General features: G+C 63.7%; 26 protein-coding genes. 9 read left to right on the top strand and 17 right to left on the bottom strand.

Translation table 11 applies throughout. The annotated features are described in order from the left end of the window. Window positions 1-465 (bottom strand): NAD(P)-binding domain-containing protein (locus HEP69_RS23185; protein ID WP_290560893.1); only part of this gene is annotated, 465 nt, incomplete at its 3' end. Window positions 466-528: 63 nt separating this feature from the next. Here HEP69_RS23185 and HEP69_RS23180 point away from each other — a divergent pair. Together HEP69_RS23180 and HEP69_RS23175 are read left to right on the top strand one after the other, a co-directional pair. Next, the gene (locus HEP69_RS23180) at window positions 529-2994 is read left to right on the top strand and encodes a penicillin acylase family protein (RefSeq protein WP_290560892.1); all 2466 of its coding nucleotides are present in this window, start codon (window positions 529-531) and stop codon (window positions 2992-2994) included. Then, entirely contained in the window at window positions 2991-3461 is a 471-nt protein-coding gene (locus HEP69_RS23175; RefSeq protein ID WP_290560891.1) for a DUF3237 domain-containing protein, read from the top strand. Before HEP69_RS23180 ends, HEP69_RS23175 begins: the two co-directional genes overlap by 4 nt. 55 nt (window positions 3462-3516) lie before the next feature. Here the strand turns inward: HEP69_RS23175 and hflX are convergent, their stop codons facing one another. The 4 genes from hflX to trkA all read right to left on the bottom strand — a co-directional run bounded on the left by hflX (window position 3517) and on the right by trkA (window position 8083). After that, on the bottom strand, window positions 3517-4791 hold the full coding sequence (hflX, locus tag HEP69_RS23170; RefSeq protein WP_290560890.1) for a GTPase HflX: 1275 nt from the start codon (window positions 4789-4791) through the stop codon (window positions 3517-3519). Beyond that, window positions 4791-5030, bottom strand: a complete 240-nt coding sequence (gene hfq / locus HEP69_RS23165; RefSeq protein ID WP_008204623.1) for an RNA chaperone Hfq — start codon at window positions 5028-5030, stop codon at window positions 4791-4793. The genes hflX and hfq overlap by 1 nt, the downstream gene beginning before the upstream one ends. Window positions 5031-5170: 140 nt before the next feature. Continuing rightward, window positions 5171-6703 carry a potassium transporter TrkG gene (locus tag HEP69_RS23160; protein WP_290560889.1) on the bottom strand — a complete coding sequence of 511 codons (1533 nt, stop codon included), beginning with the start codon at window positions 6701-6703 and terminating at the stop codon, window positions 5171-5173. A 3-nt stretch (window positions 6704-6706) separates the two neighbouring features. After that, window positions 6707-8083 (bottom strand): Trk system potassium transporter TrkA, encoded by a 1377-nt coding sequence (gene trkA, locus HEP69_RS23155; RefSeq protein WP_290560888.1) that lies wholly within the window; start codon window positions 8081-8083, stop codon window positions 6707-6709. Window positions 8084-8124: 41 nt separating this feature from the next. Here trkA and HEP69_RS23150 point away from each other — a divergent pair, with 41 nt between their 5' ends. Further along, the gene (locus tag HEP69_RS23150; RefSeq protein WP_290560887.1) at window positions 8125-8658 is read left to right on the top strand and encodes a hypothetical protein; all 534 of its coding nucleotides are present in this window, start codon (window positions 8125-8127) and stop codon (window positions 8656-8658) included. A gap of 119 nt (window positions 8659-8777) precedes the next feature. On the opposite strand, the gene HEP69_RS23145 is transcribed toward HEP69_RS23150, so the two are convergent. From HEP69_RS23145 to dusB, 5 genes are all read right to left on the bottom strand, one after another. Next, window positions 8778-10190 carry a sigma-54 dependent transcriptional regulator gene (locus HEP69_RS23145; RefSeq protein ID WP_290560886.1) on the bottom strand — a complete coding sequence of 471 codons (1413 nt, stop codon included), beginning with the start codon at window positions 10188-10190 and terminating at the stop codon, window positions 8778-8780. Further along, on the bottom strand, window positions 10183-12513 hold the full coding sequence (locus HEP69_RS23140) for a PAS domain-containing sensor histidine kinase (RefSeq protein ID WP_290560885.1): 2331 nt from the start codon (window positions 12511-12513) through the stop codon (window positions 10183-10185). Before HEP69_RS23140 ends, HEP69_RS23145 begins: the two co-directional genes overlap by 8 nt. Window positions 12514-12578: 65 nt before the next feature. Further along, window positions 12579-13946 carry a sigma-54 dependent transcriptional regulator gene (locus HEP69_RS23135; protein WP_290560884.1) on the bottom strand — a complete coding sequence of 456 codons (1368 nt, stop codon included), beginning with the start codon at window positions 13944-13946 and terminating at the stop codon, window positions 12579-12581. A 13-nt stretch (window positions 13947-13959) separates the two neighbouring features. Further along, on the bottom strand, window positions 13960-15033 hold the full coding sequence (locus HEP69_RS23130; protein WP_290560883.1) for an ATP-binding protein: 1074 nt from the start codon (window positions 15031-15033) through the stop codon (window positions 13960-13962). Then, a complete protein-coding gene (gene dusB, locus HEP69_RS23125) occupies window positions 15030-16013 on the bottom strand; it encodes a tRNA dihydrouridine synthase DusB (RefSeq protein WP_290560882.1) in 984 nt (327 codons plus the stop codon). Before dusB ends, HEP69_RS23130 begins: the two co-directional genes overlap by 4 nt. 185 nt (window positions 16014-16198) lie before the next feature. Here dusB and HEP69_RS23120 point away from each other — a divergent pair, with 185 nt between their 5' ends. Genes HEP69_RS23120 through HEP69_RS23110 form a run of 3 tightly spaced genes read left to right on the top strand, consistent with a single transcriptional unit; the run spans window position 16199 to window position 18305 of the window. Then, window positions 16199-17338, top strand: a complete 1140-nt coding sequence (locus tag HEP69_RS23120) for a bifunctional 2-C-methyl-D-erythritol 4-phosphate cytidylyltransferase/2-C-methyl-D-erythritol 2,4-cyclodiphosphate synthase (protein ID WP_290560881.1) — start codon at window positions 16199-16201, stop codon at window positions 17336-17338. Further along, on the top strand, window positions 17335-17835 hold the full coding sequence (locus HEP69_RS23115) for a phosphatidylglycerophosphatase A (RefSeq protein ID WP_290560880.1): 501 nt from the start codon (window positions 17335-17337) through the stop codon (window positions 17833-17835). The genes HEP69_RS23120 and HEP69_RS23115 overlap by 4 nt, the downstream gene beginning before the upstream one ends. Next, complete coding sequence (locus tag HEP69_RS23110) at window positions 17832-18305, top strand: CinA family protein (RefSeq protein WP_290560879.1); 474 nt, start codon at window positions 17832-17834, stop codon at window positions 18303-18305. Before HEP69_RS23115 ends, HEP69_RS23110 begins: the two co-directional genes overlap by 4 nt. Before the next feature lie 17 nt (window positions 18306-18322). On the opposite strand, the gene HEP69_RS23105 is transcribed toward HEP69_RS23110, so the two are convergent. After that, a complete protein-coding gene (locus tag HEP69_RS23105) occupies window positions 18323-18775 on the bottom strand; it encodes a type II toxin-antitoxin system RatA family toxin (protein WP_290560878.1) in 453 nt (150 codons plus the stop codon). Window positions 18776-18850: 75 nt separating this feature from the next. On the opposite strand from HEP69_RS23105, the gene hpt reads away from it, so the two are divergent. Both hpt and HEP69_RS23095 read left to right on the top strand, forming a co-directional pair. After that, entirely contained in the window at window positions 18851-19402 is a 552-nt protein-coding gene (gene hpt / locus HEP69_RS23100; protein WP_290560877.1) for a hypoxanthine phosphoribosyltransferase, read from the top strand. Next, window positions 19399-19566, top strand: a complete 168-nt coding sequence (locus tag HEP69_RS23095; protein ID WP_290560876.1) for a hypothetical protein — start codon at window positions 19399-19401, stop codon at window positions 19564-19566. The genes hpt and HEP69_RS23095 overlap by 4 nt, the downstream gene beginning before the upstream one ends. Before the next feature lie 2 nt (window positions 19567-19568). Here HEP69_RS23095 and HEP69_RS23090 read toward each other — a convergent pair whose 3' ends face one another. From HEP69_RS23090 to prfA, 3 genes are all read right to left on the bottom strand, one after another. Continuing rightward, entirely contained in the window at window positions 19569-20120 is a 552-nt protein-coding gene (locus HEP69_RS23090) for a DUF4167 domain-containing protein (protein ID WP_290560875.1), read from the bottom strand. Window positions 20121-20346: 226 nt separating this feature from the next. Next, window positions 20347-21195, bottom strand: coding sequence for a peptide chain release factor N(5)-glutamine methyltransferase (gene prmC, locus HEP69_RS23085; RefSeq protein ID WP_290560874.1), 849 nt, complete (start codon window positions 21193-21195; stop codon window positions 20347-20349). Then, a complete protein-coding gene (gene prfA / locus HEP69_RS23080) occupies window positions 21192-22247 on the bottom strand; it encodes a peptide chain release factor 1 (RefSeq protein WP_290560873.1) in 1056 nt (351 codons plus the stop codon). The genes prmC and prfA overlap by 4 nt, the downstream gene beginning before the upstream one ends. Window positions 22248-22308: 61 nt before the next feature. Between prfA and HEP69_RS23075 the strand changes: the two genes are divergently transcribed. After that, window positions 22309-22626, top strand: coding sequence for a hypothetical protein (locus tag HEP69_RS23075; protein ID WP_290560872.1), 318 nt, complete (start codon window positions 22309-22311; stop codon window positions 22624-22626). Here HEP69_RS23075 and HEP69_RS23070 read toward each other — a convergent pair. The 3 genes from HEP69_RS23070 to speB (HEP69_RS23060) all read right to left on the bottom strand — a co-directional run. Continuing rightward, the gene (locus HEP69_RS23070; protein ID WP_290560871.1) at window positions 22546-22968 is read right to left on the bottom strand and encodes a DUF1499 domain-containing protein; all 423 of its coding nucleotides are present in this window, start codon (window positions 22966-22968) and stop codon (window positions 22546-22548) included. The genes HEP69_RS23075 and HEP69_RS23070 overlap by 81 nt on opposite strands. 60 nt (window positions 22969-23028) lie before the next feature. Beyond that, the gene (gene speB / locus HEP69_RS23065) at window positions 23029-23976 is read right to left on the bottom strand and encodes an agmatinase (RefSeq protein WP_290560870.1); all 948 of its coding nucleotides are present in this window, start codon (window positions 23974-23976) and stop codon (window positions 23029-23031) included. After that, window positions 23973-24861, bottom strand: an 889-nt coding sequence (speB, locus tag HEP69_RS23060) for an agmatinase (RefSeq protein WP_290560869.1), incomplete at its 5' end; no start/stop codon positions are given. The genes speB (HEP69_RS23060) and speB (HEP69_RS23065), both read right to left, overlap by 4 nt.

The following is a 24861-nucleotide window of genomic DNA, read 5'->3' as shown; positions in this document are numbered from 1 at the left end:
CCCCCCCCGCGGCCGCCCCCCCCCCCCCCCCCCACCCCCCCACACTGCCCCTTTCCCCGCCCCCCGCGCCCCCCCGTACCGCGGCCACCGCAAAAGGCCCCCGCCCCGCCCCTGGGCGATCGAGTACAGCCGGGCCGTGCCCTGGGCCGAACCCGTTGTGTGACCGAAAAAGCCCCCCCCCGCCTGCATTGCGCCAAAGGCGCCATCGGGCCCAAGGCAGACCGCGCGCAGGTCATCGTCATTGCCCACACAGGCCATCACGACCTCGGCCCCTGCCACGGCCTCGCGCGGGGTTGCGGCCATCGCCCCGCCATGTTCGGCGACCCAGGCCTCGGCCTTGGTCGCGGTGCGGTTATAGACCGTCACATCATGTCCGGCGGCCTTGAGATGCCCTGCCATCGGATACCCCATCACACCCAGTCCCAGAAACGCCACTCGCGCCATGTGCTTTCTCCCTAAATACACTTGCTTTAGACTTGCCGATGTACCTAACAGGCGCGCAGGCAGCGTCAAACCAAAGAGGCGAGGATGCGGGGACTGTTTAGATGGCTTGTTCGCCTCACCGGCGGGGTGATTGCGTTGGGTGTGCTGGCAATTGTGCTGGCGTGGTACCTGGCCTCGCAATCCCTGCCCGACTACGACAAGCGGGTGACGGTCACGGGCCTGACCTCCGCGGTCGAGATCGTGCGCGACAACGCCAATGTGCCGCATATCCTGGGTGAGACGGACGAGGATGTGTTTTTTGGTCTGGGATATGCCCATGCGCAGGACCGGCTCTGGCAGATGACCGTGTTGCGGCGCGTGGCTCAGGGCCGCCTCTCGGAGGTGTTTGGAACCCACACCCCGCGCATCGACACGCTGATGCGGCGGCTGGATCTTTATCGTCAGGCACAGCAATCGGTGGCGGCGCAAGACGCCTACACACGCGCGGCGCTCGTGGCCTATGCGGCGGGGGTCAATGCCCGCCTGGATGAGATCAACCGCGACGCATTGGGGCGCGGCGCGCCCGAGATGTTCTTTTTCAATGCGCCCGTCGCGCCCTGGCAGCCGGCCGATTCCATCGCGGTCATCAAACTGATGGCGGTGCAGCTCTCCGGCCATCTCCAGGCCGAGGTGCTGCGGGCGCGCACGGCGCTGGCCCTGGACGATCCCGACCGGCTGGCCGATATCCTGCCCGATGCGCCCGGCACAGGTATCGCGGCCCTGCCCGAATATGCACAGATCTTCCCTGGTCTGCCGCGTCATGCCGCTGCTGAACCACTCCTCGATCATCCCCGCTCCCCGGTGCAGGCGCTGCCGTTTGTCGGGGCCTCAAACGCCTTTGCCGCGGCGCCCGCCCGTTCCGCCGCGGGCGGCACGCTCTTGGCCAATGACCCGCATCTGGGCTTTACCGCACCCACGATCTGGTATCTGGCGCGGCTCAACCTGGCAGCGGGCGATGTGATCGGCGGCACATTGCCGGGCGTGCCCGTTGTCATGAGCGGACGAAGCGCCAATCTGGGCTGGGGTCTGACGTCCTCCTATCTGGACGATCAGGACGTCTTTATCGAACGGCTGAACCCCGAAAATCCCGAAGAATACCGCACCCCGGAAGGCTACAAGCGCTTCGAGACGCGCCAGAGCATTGTCGAGATCAAGGATGAGGCTCCCATCACCCTCACCCTGCGCTGGACCGAAAACGGCCCCGTGTTGCCGCCCGGACAATATGCGCTGGGAACGATCACGCCGCCCGGGCATGTCGCCTCGGTCGCCTGGACGCTTCTGGCGCCCGACGACACCACCCTGACGGCGGCGATGCGGATCATGCAATCGGCCGATGTGGAGGAGGCGCTGGCCCATGCCGAGCTCTTTGTCGCGCCCAGCCAGATGCTGACCTTGGTGGACAGAGACACCATTGCGATGAAAATGCTGGGGCGGGTGCCGCGCCGCGCCGCCGGCCATCAAACCCAGGGGCGCCTGCCCTCCCAGGGCTGGCGGGCCGAGAACCGCTGGCAAGGGTGGATGCCCTATGCCTCCAACCCGCAATTCATCGACCCCCGCGGCGGTATCCTGGGCAACACCAACAACAAGATCGTGGAACGCCCGTTTCCCAACCACCTCTCGTTCAAATGGGGCGACACCCAGCGCGTGAAGCGCTGGCAGCGCCTGATGCAATCGCGCGAGGTCCATACCCGCGACAGTTTCATCGAGGCGCAGCTCGATCCGGTCAGCTTTACCGCGCGCTCGCTTTTGCCTCTGGTGGGAGCCGATCTGTGGTTCACCGGACAAGCCGCCCCCAGCGGCACCCCCGCCAGCCAGCGTCAACGCGCCCTTGCGCTTTTGTCCGAATGGAACGGTGAGATGAACGAACACCTGCCAGAGCCGTTGATCTATGCCGCCTGGCTGCGCGCCTTGCAGGACCGCCTAATCCGCGACGAACTGGGACCGTTGGCCGATGAGTTCACCCATCTCGAGCCGGTATTCATCGAACGCGTCTATCGCGATATCGACGGTGCTGCGGTGTGGTGCGACGTGGTCCAAAGCGCCCCGGTCGAGACCTGCACCGACATGGCGCGGCTGGCGCTGGACGATGCATTGGTCTGGATCGGTGAGCGCTATGGCACGGCGCTGGAATCGCTGCGTTGGGGAGACGCGCATCAGGCCACCCATGATCACCCGGAGCTTGGGGCCGTTCCGGTCCTGCGCTATTTCGTGAACATCCGGCAATCGACCAGCGGCGGCGACAACACCTTACAGCGCGGGCGCACCTCGGGGCGCGACCCCGACCCGTTCCACAACGTCCATGGGGCGGCGTTTCGCGGCGTCTATGACTTTGCCGATCCCGACAGTTCGGTCTTTATCACCTCGACCGGGCAGTCGGGGCATTTCCTGTCGCGCCATTACGACGATCTGGCTCAGCTCTGGCGGCGGGGCGAATACATCCCCATGAGCCTCGACATCAATCTGGCCCGTGCGGGAGCGGTGGGGATCACGGTTCTGGAACCAGCCCAATGAGCTCCGCCCTGCCCGCACCCGGGTTGAGCCATGTGTGCGATCTGATCGTCGATCTTGATCCGGCCATGCCGCTGGGTCCGGGCCGGGCCGGAGAGCGGCGGATCATCCCGATCACCGGCGGGACAGTCACCGGCCCCCGGCTGAACGGCCGCATCCTTCCTCTGGGCGCCGACTGGCAGACACTCTGGCCGAGCGGCGTGGCCGAGCTTGACACCCGCTATGCATTACACACCGGCGATGGCGCGGTGATCGAGGTGATCAATTACGGCTATCGCCATGGCCCGCACGACGTGATCGCCGCACTGGCGCGCGGGGAGGATGTGGCTCCAGACCGGTACTACATGCGCACGCAGGCGCGGCTGGAAACGGGCGATGCGCGCTATGAGTGGGTCAACCGGACGCTGTTTCTGGGCACCGGTCAGAGGCATGCGGCGCAGGTTGTGATCTCCCTCTATGCCATCGATTGAGGTGAATGCGGTGCGATCCCTGTCTCGGCCCTCTGGCGGTGCCGCGTAAGCGCCGTCAGGCAATCGCCGCGAACTGGGCCTCTTGGGTGTCGGTCCAGAACACCGTCAGATGAAATCCTGCCTCGTCCTGCCGTTCGGAGAGCACCACTTCGTGCTCGAAAAGCCAAGCCCGCTTGCGCCCTTCGTGAAATCCCAGACGCAGCTCTGTCTCATGCCGCGCGCCCCGAAGGATTGCGGCAACAGCCTCCAGCAGCTCCGGCAGCCCGGTTCCGTCCTGTGCCGAGATGGCAAAGACATCGTCATCGCGGCTGGCACGCGCCAGGGCAGCGTCCCGTTCCTCGCGGCTCAGCAGGTCGATCTTGTTCCAGACCTCGATGCGGGGGCGCGTGGTTTCAACGCCAAGTGTGGCCAGGATCGCATTGACATCGGCCGCCTGCGCGTCGGTATCCTCATGATGGATGTCGCGCACATGCAGCACCAGATCGGCGGCAAGCACCTCCTCCAGCGTGGCGCGGAAGGACGCGACCAGCTCGGTGGGCAGATCGCTGATGAACCCCACCGTATCCGACAGGATCACCTCAGGCCCATCGGGCAATTGCACCCGGCGCATCGTGGGATCGAGCGTGGCAAAGAGCATGTCCTTGGCCATCACCTCGGCCCCTGTCAGCCGATTGAACAGCGTCGATTTCCCGGCATTGGTATAGCCCACCAGCGCCACGATCGGATAGGGCACCTTGGCGCGCGCCTTGCGGTGCAGCTCGCGGGTTTTGACCACCTTGTCGAGCTGGCGGCGCAACCGCACGAGCTGTTCGTCGATGGCGCGACGGTCCGCCTCGATCTGGGTTTCGCCGGGACCGCCGACAAATCCCAACCCGCCGCGTTGCCGTTCCAGGTGGGTCCAGGCGCGCACCAGCCGCGTGCGCTGATAGCTCAGCGCGGCCATCTCGACCTGCAAGACACCTTCACGCGTGCGGGCGCGGTCCGAAAAGATTTCAAGGATCAGGCCGGTTCGGTCGAGGATCTTGACCTTCCAGGCTTTTTCGAGGTTGCGCTGCTGCACCGGCGTGACCGGCCCGTCGACCAGAACCAGCTCGACCTCTGCGGCAGAAAACCGCGCGCCCAACTCTTCGATTTTGCCTTTGCCAAACAAAAGCCCGGCCTGCGCACGATCCAAGCGGACGATATCGGCTCCGATCACATCCAGATCGGGCAGCGCCGCGGCCAGGGCGACGGCCTCCTCCAGCGCCGGTTCGGGCTCACGGCGGTCGGCATCGCTCCGAATATCGGGGTGCAGCACCCACGCACGGGTGCGGCTCCGCTCATGCTCCATCAAGAGGCGTCTTCGCCCTCGTAAAGAGAGATCGGCTGAGCCGGCATGATGGTGGAAATCGCATGTTTATAAACGAGTTGCGACTGTCCGTCGCGGCGCAGCAACACACAGAAATTGTCGAACCAGGTGATGACACCCTGAAGCTTGACGCCATTGATCAGAAAAATAGTGACCGGAACCTTGGTCTTGCGCACATGATTCAGGAAGGCGTCCTGAAGGTTCTGTCTGTCCGAAGCCATTTGAAATACTCGCCATTATTCTTGCCACACACCGCGCACCGGTGTGACCCTCGGGCCGAGTATGGATCGGGGCGGGCCGAGATTCCACCCCAAAAAACAGTCCGTTACGGACCCATCTGAAAAACCGGCTCAGACGCGCATCAGCGTCGCCAGGTATCGGCGCTGACCAGGGCGATAATGGCCAGCGTCTCGAACCGGCCCAAGACCATGGCACCGGCCAACACCAGCTTGGCGCCCGCGCTGAGCTCGACCAGCCGGATCGTCCCTTCGCCCGCCACTTCGATCAACGGCCCGGTGGTCGACAGAGCGGCCACCGACAGCACCAGCGCATCCTCAAACCCCACATCAAACAGCGTCAGGATCACCGTGACCGCCGCAAGGCTGAGCGCAAAGAGCATGAAAAAGATCCAGGCGATAAAGGCTCCGTTTCGATGGATGCGCCGGTTTTCGCTGCCTTCGCGGCCCACCGAGGACGGGTGAACCAGCCGGTCCATCTCGCGCAGACCGTTGAGGTAGAGCACGTAGACGCGGAGTAGTTTCACGCCCCCCGCCGTGGTCGCGACCCCGCCCCCGATCAGCGCAAGCCCCATCAGGATCAGCCCTGGCGTACCCAGGCCCGACCAGGTCTGCGCCTGCGCCCAGTCCGCGCTGGCAAACCCTGTTGTGGACAGAAAGGACAGCACGGTAAAGATACTGCCCCAGAGCGCGCGCAGCGCCTGTTTGCCCTGCTCGGCCTGATCGACGTCATAGGCCCCCAGCCAATGGCGCAAAAACAAAACCAGCGGCACGCCGATCACCAGCACCAGACCGATGCGAAACTCAGGATCGCGATCCAGCCGCGCATTGCCCTTGGTCACCGTGTCGCTGGAAAAGGTCAATCGCGAGAGCGCAAAGAACATGAACAGCGCCATCACCATCTCACCGGGCACTCCGCCCTGCGCCTCTTCGACCCCGCCCAGCGGAGAGATCCCGCTTGTCGCCATCACCGACATCGCATGACAAAGCGCCACCAGTGGGCGATCTCCGGCCATCAACAGCGCGATCCACAAGACCACCGTCAGCGCCGAATAGATCGGGACCAGAACCCGGGCGGCGCGCAGGATGCGCAGGCGCGGATCGCCGATCTGGGCCGCCATATCCCCGCGCTCACCCCGTCCCGGCTGACCCTGGGCTGTTACCTCGAACCCGCCCAGGCTGAGCGGCGCGAGAATGGCCGAGGCCGCGATCCACATCATCAGCCCACCCATCCATGCCACCTGCGCACGCCACAGATGCAGCGTATCGTTGAGCCGCCCGGGATCGCCGAAGATATCCGCACCCGTTGTGGTCAGCGCGCTCACCATGTCGACATAAGCGTTCAAGAACCGCGTCGTTCCCAGCGCATCATGCAGCGGCACGGCCAGAAACAAAGGCACGAAGATAAAGGCCGCTAGCAGCGACAAGAGCTGACCAAACGCGCCATAGCGGGTCTTGCGCGACGACAGGACAATCGCCACCAGCGTCACCGCGATCAGGCCCAGTGTCCCGGCATAGAAAAACGACCGCGACGTGGCGTGATCGTCCTGGACCAGCGCATGGATGGCAGGCACGTACATCGAGAGCGCAAAAAACAGCAACAGCAGCACAAAAAGCGGCTGTCTGCCCCAGAACCCGGATGTTTGCTCGCGCGCCATGCGTCAGAAGAAGTCGATCGAGACCTGCATCAGGCGCTCCACTTCGGGCACATCGCTGGTCATGGCAAAGATGGCAACCACATCGCCCTCTTCAATACGGGTGGCGCCGACCGGGCGCACGACCTCACCCTGCTTCATCACGGCCCCCACCAGAACGCCTTCGGGAAAGTCGATGTCACGCAGCCGCTGGCCCGCCATGGGCGAGGTCGAGAGCACCTCGGCCTCGATCACTTCGGCCTCGGCATCGCCGATGGAATAGACCTGGCGCACGCGCCCGTGCCGGATATGGCGCAGGATCGAACTGACAGTCGTGGCGCGCGGATTGATATAGGCGTCGATACCCAACGGGCCCATCAGCGGCACCAGCGTGGGATCGTTGATCAGCGCCACCGCCATCGGGCAGCCTTCGGCCTTGGCCCGCACGGCGGCCAGCATATTCGTCTTGTCATCATCGGTCACCGCCAGCATCGCATCGGCCCGAGTGATGCCGGCCTCGTTCAGCAGCGCGGAATCGAGCCCGTCACCATGCAGCACAATCGTCCGCTCCAGCGTCTCGGCCGCGCGTTCGGCGCATTTGCGCTCCCGCTCGATCACCTTGACCCGGATACGGCTGGCGTGTTTCTCCAACTCCTTGGCCACGGCCAGCCCCACGTTGCCACCGCCCACGATGACGATACGCTCCTGCTTTTTCTGGGTCTTGCCAAAGATCTCCATTGTGCGCGCCACGTCATCGGCATGGGTAAAGAGATAGCATTCATCCCCTACAAAAAGCTGATCGCCCGCCTCGGGGGCGAAAAGTGTTCCCTCCCGCCGGATCCCCACGACAATGGTCCTCAGGGTCGAGAACAGATCGGTCAACTGCCGCAGGGGCGTGTTGACGATCGGACAATCCTCGTCGATGCGGATCCCCAGAAACTGTGCCATGCCGCCCATGAAGGTCTCGATATCAAAGGCAGCAGGCGCCTGAAGGCGCTGCATCGCGGCGGCGGCCACCTCCTTTTCAGGGCTGATCACCACATCGATGGGCAGATGATCGCGGCGATAAAGATCGGAATAGATCGCATCCAGATAGGACTGGCTGCGCAGCCGCGCGATCTTGCGATTGATCGAAAACACCGAATGGGCAACCTGACAGGTGACCATATTGACCTCGTCCGAATAGGTCGCGGCGATGATCATATCGGCATCGCGCGCGCCCGCCCGGTCCAGCACATCCGGATAGGAGGCAAAGCCCGCGATCCCCTGAACATCCAGCGTGTCGGTGGCCCGGCGCACCAGATCGGGATTGCTGTCGACGACGGTCACATCGTTCAACTCACCCGACAGGTGGCGCGCGATCTGCCAACCTACCTGGCCGGCCCCGCAGATGATGACCTTCATGTGCTTGGTCCCAGCTTGGGCAAGAAATCAGAACCCTTTGAATGGCAGATGGCCCCGGTCCGGTCAAATCAATTGTCAGCCGGTCGCGGCTGGGCCAAAATGCGACCATGCGCGTTGTTGTTTCCCTTTGCATCCTGCTGATTCTGTCCGGCTGTGCGCCGCTCTCGATCTATCACCGGGCCGGTGTTCCAGTGGCCAAGATGGAGGACGACCGGCTCACTTGCGAGGTCGAGGCGCTGCGCGACGCGCCGGTGGCCAATCAGGTGCGCCAGGGCCCGGCGCAGTATATTCCACCGCGCCAGTACTGCGATGCGAATGGCAATTGCGTCACCCGCGGCGGATATTGGGAGCCTGGAGCGATCTATACCGTGGACGTCAACAGAGGCCTGCGCGCGCGGCTTCTGGATCGCTGCATGGCGCAGCAAGGATATCGCCCGGTGACGATCCCGCTTTGCCCGCAATCCATTGCCAGTGCAGCACCACCAGCGGCGACCACAACCCTCCCGCCGCTCACCGCCAACAGCTGCGCGATCCGCAATCGGGGCGGCACCTGGCAGATTGTCAACCGCGGCTGACGCGCCGCTGGCCTTGGGCGCCAGGACCGGGCCGGCGCGCCAAAGCCGACCTTACCGCGCCAAATCACGCAAAAGGAATGCGCCGCAGGCGCGCGATTGGATCCGGTTCGGGCCGGGGATCAGGCGTCGGCCTCCTCATCCTCCAGATGTGCCACCCGCGCCCCCGCCTTGTTCGAGGTGACAACCCCCAGCGATTTCAACTTGCGGTGCAGCGCGCTGCGCTCCATGCCCACAAAGGACGCGGTGCGGCTGATATTGCCGCCGAACCGGTTGATCTGCGTCAGCAGGTACTCACGCTCGAACGCTTCGCGGGCTTCGCGCAGCGGCAAGGACGCCATTGCGCCCGACAGCACCACGCGACCCTCCTCCGTGCCCCCGCCTTCGGCCTCCGACGGCAGCTCTCGCGCCTCGATGGGGCCGGTGCCATCGCCCAGGATCAGCACACGTTCGATCAGGTTCTTGAGCTGTCGTACATTGCCGGGCCAGACCATGGTCTGCATCAGGGCCGCGGCCTCGTCGCTGATCTGACGCACCGGCAGCCCTTGGGTTTCATTGCACAATGCGATGAAATGCTCGGCCAAAACCGGAATATCCTCGCGTCGTTCATCCAGCGCCGGGACCGCAATCGGCACCACATTCAGCCGGTGAAAAAGCTCCTGGCGGAACCGTCCAGCGGCAATCTCGACGCTCAGATCGCGATTGGTGGACGAAATCACCCGCAGATCGACCCGCACGCGATCTCCGCCCCCGACCCGCTGAAACTGCTGATCGACCAGCACGCGCAGGATCTTGGATTGCGTGCCAGGCGGCATATCGGCCACCTCGTCGAAATAGATCACGCCGCCATGGGCCTCTTCCAGAAGACCGGGCTCGACCCCGCGATCGGCCCCCTCGCGGCCAAAGAGCACTTCCTCCATCCGGTCCGGTTCCACGCCCGCGCAATTGACCGTCACAAATGGCGCCGAGGCACGATTGGATTGCGCATGGATATAGCGCGCGGCAATCTCCTTGCCTGATCCGGCCGGCCCCGTCAGCATCACCCGCCCATTCGATTTGGTGACCTTATCAAGCTGACCGACCAGCGTGCGGAACGCGCTCGACTGGCCCACCATTTGCGCAGCGCCCTGATCCCGGCGTTTCAACGACAGGTTCTCGCGGCGCAGGCGCGAGGTTTCCATCGCGCGGCGGATCACCACCAGAAGCTGGTCGATATTGAAGGGTTTTTCGATGAAATCATATGCCCCCTGCTTGATCGCGGCCACAGCGATCTCGATATTGCCATGCCCCGAGATGATCACCACAGGGATATCGGGCATGTCGCGCTTGACCGCCTTGAGGATGTCGATCCCGTCCATATTGCTGTCTTTGAGCCAGATATCGAGGATCAAAAGCCCCGGTGGCTCGGCGCTGATCTGGGCTATTGCCTCATCCGAGGTGCCTGCAAGGCGCGTGGTATAGCCCTCATCCTCCAAGATATCCGAAACCAGTTCACGGATATCACGTTCGTCATCGACAATCAGAATATCACTCATTTTGATCCTGCAACTTTTCAAATCCACGGGGGTTGTCCGGGGCCGGGTCGAGCCCTGTGTCGGTCACGGGCAGCCGGATCACCGCCATCGCGCCGGAATGGGTGTGATCATCAAAGACCGGGGCGTCTTCCAGAACCAGCGTGCCGCCATGTTCCTCGATGATCTTCTTGACGATGGGCAAGCCAAGACCGGTGCCCGCGTCGCGTGTTGTGACATAGGGCTCGAAAAGCCGTGCCCGATCCGCCGGCAGGCCAATGCCATTGTCGGCAATGGTGATCCGGGCCCGGCCCCGATTGACCGACAATCCGACCTTGATCTGCGGGCGGAACGAGGCTGTCACGCCTTTTTTTACAAGGCTTTCAATGGCTTCTCCTGCGTTCTTTATAAGATTTGTCAGCGCCTGACCGATCATCGCGGCATCAATGTCGGCGGTGACAGGATGGTCGGGCAGATCGGCGGTGATGGTCACATCGGGCTGCCCCGTCTGCTGCAACATCACCGCGTCGCGCAGGACCTGGCTCAGATCGTCGGAATGGCGATCGGGTTCCGGCATCCGCGCGAATTTCGAGAATTCGTCGACGATCCGGCGCAGGTCGTTGGTCTGGCGTACGATAACACCGGTCATCTGTTCCAGCTGGTCGCTTTCTTCGCCCAGTTTGGGCGCGAATTTCCGTCTGATCCGCTCGGCGGAAAGCTGGATCGGCGTGAGCGGGTTCTTGATCTCATGGGCGATGCGGCGCGCCACGTCCCCCCAGGCCGCCATCCGCTGCGCGCTGACCAGATCGGTCACATCGTCGAACGCCACAACATAGCCCTCAAGCCGCCCGTCCTCGTTGCGCCGGGTTGCCATGCGCACCAGCAGGTTTTCCTGCCGCCCATTGCGGGTCAGGCGGATTTCGCCCTGCGCAACCTCCTGCCTGCTCGATGTGAGGTGATCAAAAAGCGCGCCGAACTCGGGGATCGCGACTTTCAGCGCCAGCGACTGTCCGCCCCCGGTCCAGTCAAGAAGCCGCTCGGCGGAGCGGTTCACGAAGGTGACCCGCCCTTCGGGATCCAGCCCGACCACGCCCGAGGTGACCGAACTCAGCACCGAATCAAACAGGCGCCGTCGCCGTTCGATCTGGCTGGTATTGTCCAGAAGCGTCTCGCGCTGGCCTTTGAGTTGCCGCGTCATCTGATTGAAGTACCGCCCCAGCATGGCAATCTCATCGTCGCCTTCCTCTTCGATCACCTGCACATCCAGGTTGCCCGATCCAACCTGCTGTGCTGCCCCGGCCAGACGCCCCACGGGGCGCGACAGCCGTTCCGCGAACCATAGGCCCAGCCAGATCGCAGCCAGGATCAGGATCACCGCGAAACCCAGATAGAGCAGCCCGAATTGAAAAAGCACCCTGCCCCGCTCGCTTTCGAGCTGCTGGTAGAGCCGCACCGTCTCCTGGGTATCATCCAGAAGGTTCAGAATCTCCCCGTCCACCTCCCGACTGACATAGAGGAACCGGTCGACAAACGCCTCGAGCCGCACCAGGGCACGAAACTCGTTATTGTCCCAATCCTCGATGATGGCGAGGCCGGTTTCGCTGGCCTCGACGATCTGGTCCGGCGAGGGTCTTTCAAAATCAAAGAGGTAACTGCGCTCACCGCGCGCCCGGATATCGCCGGTGCCGTCAATGACATAGGCTTCACGCAGCCCGCGCTGGATCTGCTGCTGCCCCTGGCCCAGAACGCGGCGGATCTCTCCGTCGTTCATAAAGAATGTCACCGTGCGCGACCGGTCGATATAAAGCGCCAGCACGCGCGCATCCTCGGCCAGATCCTCCCGCTGTTCCTGCCCGTAGGCTTCCGCGGCAGCCAGCGACGCCCCCACCACCTGGCGCACCCGGTCGGAAAACCATCCCTCAAGACCGATATTGACCGTCAGGCCCGCAAAAATGGCGACCGTCACCGTGGGGATCAGCGCCAGAAGCGCGAAGACCCGTGTCAGCCGCAAATGCAGGCGGGATCCCGCCGATTGCGCCCGCCGCGCCGACACCAAGCGCGCGACCGAGCCCAAAACCAGCGCGGCCACGACCAGCACATAGACCAGATCGGCCAGCAGAACGAGCCGCAGGCTGAGCGCCGAGACGCCCTGGTCCAGCGGACCCAATACAAGATAGGTGGCCAGCACCAGAACCGGGCCCAGAATAACCAGACCCAGCGTGCCCGCATTGCGAAACCGCCGTGTACGACTAAGCCGCCGCAACCGTACCGACCAATGATGTGTCTGTGCCCGGGATGTCACCCGATGCCCTCGCCCTGATGTGCCGCCTGCGCGGCTGACCGCCATATATCGTGGTCTTGCGCCCCCTCACCTTGCCGATGAGGCACCGCCGCCACGGTTATGTGACCAATTTACATCAATTTGCGGCGGCGTGTCACCTCAATATCCAAATCGGTGATTTTTTTGCGCAATGTATTGCGGTTGATGCCCAGCAGCTCGGCACATTTGGCCTGATTTCCGCCCGTCGCATCCAGCGCGATCTCGATCAGCGGGATCTCCATCTCGCGCAGGATCCGCGCGTAAAGGCCAGGCGGCGGCAGCATGTTGCCATGCAGGTCGAAATACCGCCGCAGATGCCGCCCGACGGATGCGCTGAGCTTTTCGGTATCGCCACCGCCCAGTACCGGCTCCATCTCGGGCTGGCTGCCCAGCACCCCCTCGACCTCGCTGCGGGCGATCTCTTCGGCGCGGCTGGTCAGCACCAGACGGCGGACCGCATTCTCAAGCTGACGGACATTGCCCGGCCAACTATAGGCCCGAAACAGCTCCGAAGCCTCGGCACTCAGGCGGCGCTTGGGCGCGCCCTCCCGCTCGGCCCGGGTCAAAAAATGATCGGCCAGCAACGGGATGTCATCGACCCGTTCGCGCACCGCGGGCACATGCACCGAAGCGCCCGACAGCCGGTAATAGAGATCCTGGCGCACCTGCCCCGCCTCCATCGCACCGGCCAGATCGGACTGGCTGGTGGCCATGAACCGGGGCACGTGATCGCCTGGCGCATCCATCATGCGCACGATGCGGGCCTGCAATTCTTCTTCGATATCACCAATCTCGTCGATCAGCAGCGTGCCCCCCTTGACCCGCGCCATCACCCGGGCAGGCCCCTCAAGATCGCGGATATCGGCAGCGGTTATGGTCAGAAACGGCAACGTTCGCCGATCAGAGAAATCGTGGATCGCCCGCGCGATCAGCGATTTGCCAGTGCCGCTTTCGCCCGAGATCAGAACCGGCAGATCGGTGTTCATCACCCGCGCCACCAGCCGGTAGAGCTGTTGCATGACCTGCGTGCGCCCCACCAGCGGCAGCTCATCGGGGCGGTCATCCTCCTCGGGCTGGGGCTGGGAGGGGGCACGGCGCTTCATCTCAAGCGCGCGCGCAGTGCGCTTCATCAGATCCGGCAGATCGAACGGTTTGGGCAGGTAATCATAGGCCTCCGCCTCGGCGGCCTGAATCGCCGTCATGATCGTATTCTGGGCCGAGATCACGATCACCGGCAGGCCGGGACGGTCCTCGGCGATTTTGGGCAACATCTCCAGCCCGTTGCCATCGGGCATGACCACGTCCGAGATCACCACATCGCCCTTGCCTTCGCCGACCCAGCGCATCAGCGTGGTCAGCGAGCTGGTGGCATGCACCTTGCACCCCGCCCGGGTGAGGGCCTGTGTCAGAACCGTGCGGATCGTACGATCGTCATCTGCAACCAGAACTGTACCGTCCATGGTTTGCTCTCCTCTATTGCGGTGTGGCCTCGCCCCGCGGCGCGCGCGGCAGAGACAAACGAAACACGGTGCGCCCGGGCACGGACGTCACCGAAATCCAACCGTCATGGTCGGATATGATCTTGCTGACCAGCGCCAGGCCCAGGCCTGTGCCATTCTCCTTGCCCGACACAAACGGATCGAAAATGTCGGCCTTGATCCCCTCGGGCAGGCCCGGCCCATCATCTATGATCTCGATCTGGAGCGGCAGTGAATGCCCCGATCCGTCGCTGCGGCGCAACCGAAAGGAATGCTCGAAATACGAGTGAATGCGGATCGTGCCGTTTCCGGTGGCCGCCTCTGACGCGTTCTTGAGCAGGTTCAGCACCACCTGCAACAATTGATCGGGGTCGCCAAGTGCCAGCGGCAGCGAAGGATCGTAATCCTCCTGAATGCTCATATGCGCCCCGAACCCCAACAACGCCGACCGGCGCGCTCGGTCCAGCACGTCGTGGATGTTCACCGGTTTGAGATCGGGGGCCGAGAGATTGCCGAACTGCTCCACCTGCTCCAGCAGTTTCACGATCCGGCGGCTCTCTGCCACGATCAGATCTGTCAGTTCCAGATCGTCCGGTCCAAGGTTCATGCTCAGCAATTGCGCGGCGCCGGTGATGCCCGCCAGCGGGTTCTTGATCTCATGGGCCAGCATCTCGGCCATGCCAATGGCCGATTGCGCCGCTGATTTCACCGAATGGTTCTGCGTCATGCGCCCCGCCAACTCGCGCGGGGAGATCATCAGGATCATCATGCCGGGGTAATTGGCCAATGGGGCAATCTGCAAGGCGCATTGCAGCGGCGCGCGGCTTCCGGTGCCCACATCCACATCGTTGACAAAAAGCGGCGTGCCATTGGCGCGGGCGCGCTGCAACGCCTCCTCCAAGGGCGCATCGACCGCGATCAGGTCCCAGACGGGGCTGTTTTGCACCGCGCGGGCCGAGGCGTTGAGAAACCCTTCACCGGCGGAATTGACATCCGTGATCCGGTCATCCCCGTCGATCAGAAACGCCGGGACCGGCAGCGAGGCCCAGATGGATTTGTCCGAATTCATGCGGCCACCTCTGTCGGTGCGCTGAGCGCATCGGGCAAGAGCCGGAGCACCTCGGCAGGTGCCCGCGCGGTCAGAACCGCGCGGCGCAGGCCCGGATCGGTTCCGGCCCCGTCCATGTACCAGCCCAGATGTTTGCGTGCCACGCGCAGACCCAGATCGCGGCCATAAAATCCCAGCATCGCCTCATAATGATCGCTGACCATCCGCACCAGATCGCCGCCTTGCGGAACCTCGGGCGCGGCCGTGCCGTAAAGCGCGTGCGCCACCTGCGCCAGCAGCCACGGTCGACCTTGCGCACCCCGCCCGATCATCACGCCCGCCGCCCCGGAAAGCTCCAGCGCACGGCGTGCGGTCGCCGCATCAGTGATGTCGCCATTGGCGATGACGGGTATCTCCACAGCCTCGACCACCTCGCGAATCGCGGCCCAATCGGCATGGCCCTTGTAGAACTGGCAGCGGGTGCGCCCGTGGATGGTGATCATCTGCACCCCTGCCTTCTCTGCGCCCTGGGCGATGTCGGCGGCATTCAGGCAGCTCTCATCCCAGCCCAACCGGGTCTTCAGCGTGACGGGCACATCGACCGCCGCCACGACAGTTTCGATCAGGCGCAGCGCATGGTCGGGCGTCTTCATCAGCGCCGAGCCGGAATAGCCGTTCGTCACCTTCTTGGCCGGGCAGCCCATGTTGATGTCGATGATGCGCGCGCCGTTTGCCGCGACCCGCCGCGCGGCCTCGGCCATCCAATGCGCCTCGCGACCCGCGATCTGCACCGAGGTGCCTGCAACATCCGCGCCGATCTCCGCCCGCTCGCGGACACCGGGTTTTGCCTGCACCATCTCCTGGCTCGCGACCATCTCGCTGACCACCAGACCTGCACCGAACGAGGCGACAAGATCGCGCGTCGGACGGTCGGTGATCCCCGCAAGCGGTGCAAGAAATACAGGCGGCGTCAGATCTGTATCGGTAAGGTGAATCGACAATCCAAGAAACCTTTTGACTATGCTTCTAGCTAGTGCGCCATTGCACCGCCCTCAATGTAGAGCTGGCCTTCATCGGTGCAATTTCCAGCATATGCCTAAATATTGTGCAAATGCATCGGGGGAATTGTTCCCAACCGACCCACAGCCTAAACACGGGTCAGTTTCTTGATGACCGGATCGGACCCGTGCGCGCATCCACAGCCGCCCTTATCGTTGCCGCCGGACGCGGCACCCGCGTTGGCGGCGCCGTGCCCAAGCAATGGCGCCCCTTGTCGGGGCAAACCGTCGCCGCTCATGCGCTTGGCGCCTTCGCCCGGCACAGCCAGATTGACCATCTGGTGCTGGTCGTGCATCCCGATGACCGCCCCAGTCAGCCCTGGCCCGGCGACACCGGCGCCCAGATCGTCACCGGCGCCGCAACACGGCAAGGGTCGGTTCTGGCCGGGCTGACCGCGATCGAGGGACAGTTCGACCGCGTCCTGATCCATGACGCGGCCCGGCCCTGTGTCAGTGCCCAGGTGATCAGTTCGGTTTTGGCCGCGCTCGATACCGCGCCCGCCGCAGCGCCGGCCCTGGCGGTTGTCGACGCGCTTTGGCAGGGGGATGGGACCCATGTCGCGGGCACACGGGACCGCAGCGGCCTTTATCGTGCGCAGACCCCGCAAGGGTTCGACCTCGCCGCGATACTGGCGGCCCATCGCCGCTTTGACGCAGAGGCCGCCGACGACGTCGAGATCGCGCGGCATGCCGGTCTGCCCGTCACCATCGTGCCGGGCGACGAGGACAATCTGAAAATCACCCGGGCCGCGGATTTCGCCCGCGCCGAGCGCATATTGGGGCACCGCATGGATATGAGATTGGGCAACGGATATGACGTGCACCGCTTCGGCCCCGGCGATCATGTCGTCCTGTGCGGCGTGACGATCCCGTTCGAGCGCGGACTTCAGGGCCATTCGGATGCGGATGTCGGCATGCATGCGGTCAGCGATGCGATCTATGGCGCGCTCGCGGAGGGCGATATCGGGCGGCATTTCCCCCCCACCGACCCGCAGTGGAAAGGGGCAGCAAGCGCCATTTTTCTGCGCCATGCGGTCGATCTGGCCGCCACGCGCGGCTATGAGATCGGCAATGTGGACTGTACGCTGGTCTGCGAACTCCCCAAGATAGGGCCGCATGCGCCCGCCATGCGTGCCGAGATGGCCCGGCTGATGGGGATCGGGATCGACCGTATCTCAGTGAAGGCGACCACCTCGGAACGGTTGGGCTTTACCGGGCGTGGCGAAGGCATCGCGGCGCTGGCAACAGTAACGCTGGCCTCAAGATGACAGCCCAAGCCCATATGATCGCAACGGTTTTCGGGATCGGCCACCTGCGGCCCGCCCCCGGCACCTGGGGGTCATTGGTGGCCCTTCCTGTGGCCTGGGGCCTGCATATGCTGGGCGGCTTTGCCCTTTTGGCCGCCGCCACCGTGATGGCGTTCCTGCTGGGTTGGTGGGCCACGGCTGTCGCAACACGCGGATCGCAGGAGCATGACCCCTCCGAAATCGTGATTGATGAGGTCGCGGGCCAATGGCTGGCGCTCTGGGCGCTCTCGTGGCCCGCCACGGCGCACGGGATCGCGATCGGCGCGCTCTGGCCCGGCTGGATCGCGGCCTTTGTCCTGTTTCGCCTGTTCGATGTCTGGAAGCCCGGGCCGGTGGGTTGGGCCGACCGGCGCGGCGATGCGTTGGGCGTGATGCTGGACGACCTGATTGCCGGGGCGATGGCTGCGATTTGCGTTGTGCTGATGGCCGGGGTCTATCACGGAGTTCTGGGGCAATGACCGTCGTCGCACTGCTGGAGCTGGCCAAAGAAAAGCGCGCCATGATCGCGACTGCGGAAAGCTGCACCGGTGGGATGGTGGCAGCGGCACTTACCGATATCGCAGGCTCCTCCGCCGTGGTGGATCGTGGCTTTGTCACCTATTCCAACGGCGCCAAACAGGCGATGCTGGGCGTGCGCCACGAAACGCTTGCGGCACATGGCGCGGTCTCTGAAGAGGTCGCGCAAGAGATGGCGCAGGGCGCGCTGAGCCGGTCGGACGCTCAGGTCGCAGTGTCGATCACCGGCATTGCAGGCCCCGGCGGATCCGAGCACAAGCCCGAGGGGCGGGTGTGTTTTGGGCTGGCCAGGGCGGGTGTTCCCACGCGGGTCGAGACCGTCGAGTTCGGCGCACAAGGACGCGACAAGGTGCGTCTTGCGGCGCGCGATCACGCCTTGGGCCTGCTGGAACACGCGCTGCGCGAGATGTGACAAGCGACGGTGCCGTTTTAGGACTTGCCGCCATAAAGCGCATCGGCCCGCCGCTCGAACGCGCGCACGATCCGCTGCATCGCCTCGTTGAAGACCACGCCGATGATGCCCTGAAGAACCGCATTGCGGAACTCGAAATCGACAAAGAACGACACCTCGCAGCCGCCCTGCACATCTCGAAACGCCCAGTTCGACTTCATATAGCGGAACGGCCCATCGAGATACTCGGTGTCGATCTTGCGCGCCTCGTCCCACAGCAGCACCCGGCTGCCAAAGGATTCGCGGAACACCTTGAAGGAAATCACCAGATCCGCCTCCATCAACCGCGCCGCGCCCTGCGGTGTCACACGCCGGATCCGGGCCGCCGCGCACCAGGGCAGAAAGTCAGGGTATTTTGCAACATCCCCCACCAGATCGTACATCTGTTGGGCCGTGTATGGCAGGGTGCGCGTCTCGGAATGGGTGGGCATCGGATATGATCTGGTTTCTGCGTGACTTGGGGCGCTCATGTCGTATGGTTGGCCCGCAAAATCAAGGGGTAAGCCATGCCAGAGCGGCCATATGTCATCGACGAAATGATCTCGGCCAAGGCGATTGCCGCCCGGATCGAGGATCTGAGCCATCAGATCCGGTCTGAATTCGCCGAGACCGACAAGCTGGTCGTGGTCGGCCTTTTGCGTGGCAGTTTTGTCTTTATCGCCGATTTGGTGCGCGAGCTGGATCTCGCAATCGAGGTCGATTTCCTAGAGGCCTCCTCCTATGGGGACGATATGGAATCAAGCCGGGAAGTACGTATTCTCAAAGACTTGCGCGGCGCTATTGAAGGGCGCGACGTGCTGGTTGTCGAAGACATCGTCGATACCGGATTTACGCTGACCCATGTGATCAAGCTGCTCAAAAGCCGCAAACCCGCGCGCTTGCGCACGATTGCGCTGCTCGACAAACCCACCCGGCGGGAGGTGGATATCCGCGCCGATTGGATCGGGTTCGAGATCCCGGATGAATTTGTTGTGGGCTATGGCATCGATTTCGCGCAACGCAATCGCAATCTGCCCTTTATCGGCAAGGTTCGGTTTACCGACGAGGCCGCAAAATGAACCCGATTTGGTTCCTGCGCATGGCGAGATGGGCGCGCAACCCGCCATCCGAGGCGCGGGTCAAGCTGGTTTTGGCGCTGATCGCTGTGTGCTTGTGTATCGCGGGCGTTGAATGGCTGGGGCTGTGGCCCGACTGGGCCACTGCCGACAGGATGCGCCCCTGATCCTATTCCGCCGCTTCCGGGGATCCGCCGGCATCGCCATCCGGCGCGCTGGCCTCGGCGGGTTTGCGGCGCGGCTTGCGGCGCTTTTTCGGGGCGGTTTCAGGCGTTTCCACCAGACCGCTGTCAGCCTCGACGACATCGCCATCGGCCACTTCAAGACCGCTGGTGGCGGGCTCGATCTCGGGCTGGGGGTCGGCGTGAGGCGCCTCTACCCCTTCACGCTCCTGCCGTTCGGCGCGCTCGCGGTCGCGTTCAGCCTGGCGTTCGCGGTTCTGGCGCTCCTGCTCTTCGCGGCGGGCGTCAATCTCGCGCTGCGCCTCGCTGAGCAGCCGCAAGTAATGCTCGGCGTGCTGCTGAAAATTCTCGGTGGCCACGCGATCACCGGACAGCTGGGCATCGCGCGCAAGCTGGTTGTACTTGTCGATGATCTGTTGCGGGGTCCCGCGGACTTTGCCTTCGGGGCCCGAACTGTCGAACACCCGGTTAACGACGTTTCCGCCTGAGGGCCGGTTGCGGTTCGACTTCGACCGCGAACGTGACTTTGAAGATCTCATGTAACTTTTGTCAGCCTTGTTTGCACTGCAACTCAACCCGTTGGTCCGCGTTCCTTGCGCTTTGATCAGCCACGACGATTGCACGACTTTTCGGGTTTGGAATGTCGCCCGCGCGCCATAAGGCGCCGCTTTGGCGAATACCCCTGAGTAAACATGTCCTGACACTCCACACAAGGGGCGTTTGGCATTTTTCGTCTAAAATGCGCGGAAACCCGTCATTTTTACCTCAATCCCGCATCTCTTCGCCCAGTCGCGCGGTGACCACCCGGTCACGGCGGTCGAGGTCGGGCAGAATCTGAACCCCCGAGAGGCCCGCCTCCGACAGGATCCGGGCGACGCTTGCACCCTGGGTCGCGCCGATCTCGACCATCAGGCGTCCGCCCGGTGTCAGATGACGCGGTGCGCCGCGCGCGATGGCACGGTAGGCGCTCAGCCCGTCGCCGCCATCGGTCAGAGCCATCTCCGGCTCATGTTTGCGCACCTCGTCCTCCAGGGCGGACATCTCATCCGCCGCGATATAAGGCGGGTTCGACACGATCAGATCGAACCGCCCTGTAACGGCACTGAACCAATCCGACTGCCGGATATCGGCGCGGCCATCGACCCGGTGCAACACCGCGTTGGCCGAAGCCTGAAGGCAAGCCGCTTCGCTGAGATCCACGCCCAGACCGGTGGCTTGGGGGTTTTCGGCCAGCAATGTCACCAGGATCGCACCCGATCCGGTGCCCAGATCCAGCACATCCGAGAAATTCTGGGTCAGGGCCGCTTCGATCAGCGTCTCGGTTTCCGGCCTGGGATCAAGGACATCCCGGCTGATCTTGAAGCGGCGGCCATAGAAGTCGCGCTCTCCCAGAAGATGCGAGACGGGCACGCGCACCGCCCGGAGCGAGATCAGCTGATCGAACCGTTCCTCGATCTCAGGCTCCAGATCCTCCGGGGCGATCAGGGTGACGCGCGCGGCCTCGATCCGTGCGGCATGAGCCAGAAGCACCCGCGCATCGCGCGCCGGATCGCGCACCCCTGCCGCGCGCAGCCGGGCGGTGGCGGCGACCATCGCTTCGGCGGCGGTGGTCATGCCTCCATCTCCGCCAGCATCCGCGCCTGGGCATCCGCGGTCAGCGCGTCGATCACCTCGTCCAGATCGCCCTGCATCACCTGATCGAGCTTGTAAAGCGTGAAGTTGATCCGGTGATCGGTCATCCGGCCTTGCGGGAAGTTATAGGTGCGGATGCGCTCGGACCTGTCACCCGATCCGACCTGCGCGGCCCGATCGGCCGAGCGCGCGTCATGCTGGCGCTGACGCTCCAGATCGTAGAGCCGGGTCTTGAGAACCTCCATCGCGATCTCGCGGTTGCGGTGCTGGGATTTCTGCGACGAGGTGACGACGATGCCTGAGGGGATATGCGTGATCCGCACCGCCGAATCGGTGGTGTTCACATGCTGTCCACCTGCCCCGCTGGCGCGCATCGTGTCGATCCTGAGATCGTTGGCGTCGATCTGGATATCGACGCCCTCGGCCTCCGGCAGAACGGCCACTGTCGCGGCGGAGGTGTGTATGCGGCCCCCGGATTCGGTGCTGGGCACACGCTGGACCCGGTGCACCCCGGACTCGTATTTCAGCCGGGCAAAGACGTTCTCGCCCTTGATCTGGGCGATCACCTCCTTGATCCCGCCCAACTCGGTCGCTTGCTCTTCGATGATCTCGACGCGCCAGCCCTTCGCTTCGGCATAGCGTTGGTACATGCGCAGCAGATCGGCCGCGAAGAGAGCCGCCTCATCCCCCCCCGTTCCGGGCCGGATCTCCAGGATCGCAGGCCGCGTATCGGCCGCATCGCGGGGCAACAGGGCCAGTTGCAGCGCATGCTCGACCTCTGGCAACCGCGCCGACAGCTCTGGCAGTTCTTCCTGGGCCAATGCCTTCATGTCCGGATCGGCAAGCATCTCCTGCGCATCAACGATATCTCGGCGCAGTTGCTGCCAGCTCTCGATCTGGGTCACCACGGGTTTCAGTTCGGAATATTCGCGCGCCAATGCCGCGATATCGGCGCCGTTGGCCCCATCGGACATTTTGGCCTCCAGAAACTGGAAGCGCTCGACAATCTGCAAAAGGCGGTCTTCGGGGATCATTTGTTCATCTGAGCGTTTGCGGGGCTTTGGTCAAGGGCGCCACTGTGCTAGGATAGCGCGCATGAAGAGGTTTGTTATGGTATTGGCGGCCCTTGGGGCGACGGCCATGCCCGCCTTGGCTGATGTTGTCGGCCCGGGCGGCAAAACGATTGACTGTTATTGCACCGACAAGTCCGGTGCGCGGGTTGAGTTGGGTGAGACGACCTGTCTTCAGGTCGATGGGCGCATGTTCATGGCGCAATGCCAAATGTCGCTGAACGTCCCGATGTGGCGCGAAGTATCGGAGGGGTGCCTCAGTTCATCCCTGTCCCCCGGTCTGAATCTGTTCGAGCTGGACCAGCCACTCATCAACGCGGTCACGGTTTACCCCAAGATCTGACCGGCCAAAACGCAGCCGGGCCTCGAGCTTGAGGGTATCTCCCTCGGCCTCTACCGTGGTGTAGTCGGGAAAGCCCATCACCCGTGACCGGGTGACATAGGTGATCCGCCCCTCCTCGACCGATCCGGCCAGCACACGGGTGCGCGGCGTGGCGCGGATGATCGCATCCAGCTGGCCCAAAGCGGCGGGCCCCGCCTGGATCAGACGTTTGACCCCGCCCGGCATATCGGCATCGGCGGTCACGTCGGGTGACACATGCCAGTGCGACGGATTGCTGGGGGCCAGGCGGATATAGCCCATGCCGACCACGATCAGTGCAATCAGGATCCAGATAGTCGTCATAAGCCGTCCCATAGTCTTTTTCTCTCCGTGTCCCCTTGCAGCGACGCGGCGCAGGGGGTGTTACCTGTATGTGACGCCAGGCAGCACACACAATAGCTCGAATACCAAATTTGCCGCCGTCAGCGCAGTGTTTCCGGTCGTATCGTAAGGCGGTGAGACCTCGACCATATCGCAGCCGATGATGTTCAGGCCCCTCAGTCCTCGGATCAGCTCCATCGCCTGTGCCGTTGTCAGCCCGCCAATCTCTGGCGTACCGGTGCCCGGCGCATAGGCCGGGTCAAGACTATCGATATCATAGGTCACATAAGTCGGCCTATTGCCGATATCGCGACGTATTTCCGCACCCAGTCCCGCCAGCGACCGGTGCCACAGATCCGGCGCCTGCCAGATCTGAAAGCCCCAGCTTTGCGGTTCGGAAAAATCGGTGGCCAGGTATCCGGTGCCACGCAGCCCCACCTGATAGGTGTGTTCGGGGTCGATCAGCCCTTCCTCATAGGCGCGGCGGAAGACGGTGCCATGGGTTTCCTTTTCGCCGAACATCTCGTCGTTCACATCCGCATGGGCGTCGATATGTACCAAAGCCACGGGGCCGTGTTTGCGCGCAATGGCGCGCAGGATCGGCAAGGTGATGGAGTGATCGCCGCCCAAGGCCACCGGCACCACGCTGTGCTTAAGGATCGCATCGTAACTCTCTGCAATAATGCGTAAGCTGTCAGCCAGAGAGAACGTGTTGATCGCCAGATCGCCGATATCGGCCATGTTCAGGCTGTCAAAGGGCGCCGCGCCGGTCTGGATATGATAGGGCCGGATCATCGCGCTTTCGGCGCGGATCTGTCTGGGGCCGAACCGGGTGCCCGAGCGCCACGAGGTGCCGATATCCATCGGAATGCCGACAAACGCCACATCCAACCCGTCAAGCGATGCGGCCTGCGGCAGGCGCATAAAGGTGCTGGGCCCGGAAAACCGGGCAAGATCGTTGCCGCTGATCGGCTGGTTTGGCTTGGTCATCTTTTGGTCCATCCCAAGAGGCAGAGAATTTCAGTGGCCACATGCGCCCCCGCGATGGCGGTTGCGCCGGTGGTGTCGAACGGCGGGGACACCTCGACGACATCCCCGCCCTTGATGTTGATGCCTGCCAGATCGCGCAGGATCGCGGCGGCCTGCCAGCTGTGCAGCCCGCCCCAGACCGGCGTGCCCGTGCCGGGCGCAAAGGCCGGGTCGAGACCGTCGATATCAAAACTGAGATAGACCGGGTGATCGCCCACGATCTCGCGGATGCGCGCGGTGGTCGCCGCTGGCCCCTGCTCATGCACCCAGCGGGCATCCAGCGTCGGCACACCCAGATTATCTTCGTTCGTGGTACGGATTCCCACCTGGACCGAGCGCGCGGGATCCACGATCCCGGACTTTACCGCCTTGTAGAACATCGTGCCGTGATCGACCCGGTCCATATCGTCATCGGGCCAGGTGTCGGAATGGGCATCGAACTGGATCAGCGACATTGGCCCGAACCTCGCGGCGTAAGCCTGAATGATCGGGAACGAGATATAGTGATCGCCCCCCAGCGTCAGCGTCGCCACATCCTGCGCCAGAATATGTGCGATATGATCGCGCAGCGCGCCAGGAAAGGCCGGGATATTGGCATAGTCAAAGGCCAGATCCCCATAATCGGCAATCGCGCAGGTGCTCAGCACGTCATAGGGCCAGCCATAGGGCGGATCGAAGGGTTGTAGGGTCGAGGCTTCGCGGATCGCGCGCGGGCCCAGCCGCGTGCCGGGCCGGTTGGTCACCGCCTGGTCAAAGGGCACACCGGTTACGACAATATCCACGCCGGTCAGATCCTTGGTATAGCGGCGGCGCAGGAACGAGGTTGCGCCGCCGCGATCCCAAGGC

Origin of the sequence: Aestuariivita sp. (genome assembly GCF_021404545.1) — a bacterium.
Classification (GTDB): Bacteria; Pseudomonadota; Alphaproteobacteria; order Rhodobacterales; family Rhodobacteraceae; genus Aestuariivita.
Note: the sequence above shows the minus strand (reverse complement) of the source record. Positions and strands in the feature narration are given on the sequence as shown.